Origin of the sequence: Falsihalocynthiibacter sp. S25ZX9 (genome assembly GCF_041205405.1) — a bacterium.
Lineage (GTDB): Bacteria > Pseudomonadota > Alphaproteobacteria > Rhodobacterales > Rhodobacteraceae > Falsihalocynthiibacter > Falsihalocynthiibacter arcticus.
In genome coordinates this window covers 1-275 of sequence record NZ_JBGFCD010000375.1, presented here as the reverse complement: position 1 = coordinate 275, position 275 = coordinate 1, and the positions used below count along the sequence as shown (strand labels likewise).

The 275-nt window shown below is 44.4% G+C and carries 1 pseudogene; it reads left to right on the top strand.

The features are described from left to right. Positions 1-126: 126 nt before the first annotated feature. Positions 127-275, top strand: a pseudogene (locus tag AB9F29_RS22640) (MarR family transcriptional regulator); the annotation flags it as partial.

Below are 275 nucleotides of genomic sequence, written 5' to 3'. Positions count from 1 at the left end.
ATCACGACAGTTTGTGCGCACGCTTTCAAAAAATAAGTCAAAAATTTTCAGATCAATTTCTATGATTTAACCGAATGTTCGGTTTTTGCCGCGAATGTAGTTTCAAAGATAAACGCGGAGAGATTTATGAGTATGCATTCCAAGCTGGCGGTACCAACCGTTCAGGGATTTATGACCGGATACCTAGAGGCATTGGCCCTTGTGGAGCGGCTTCACCGACTACTCCTTGACGTGATAAAGGACGAATTTGAGCGCGTGGGCGTGCTTGAGATTAA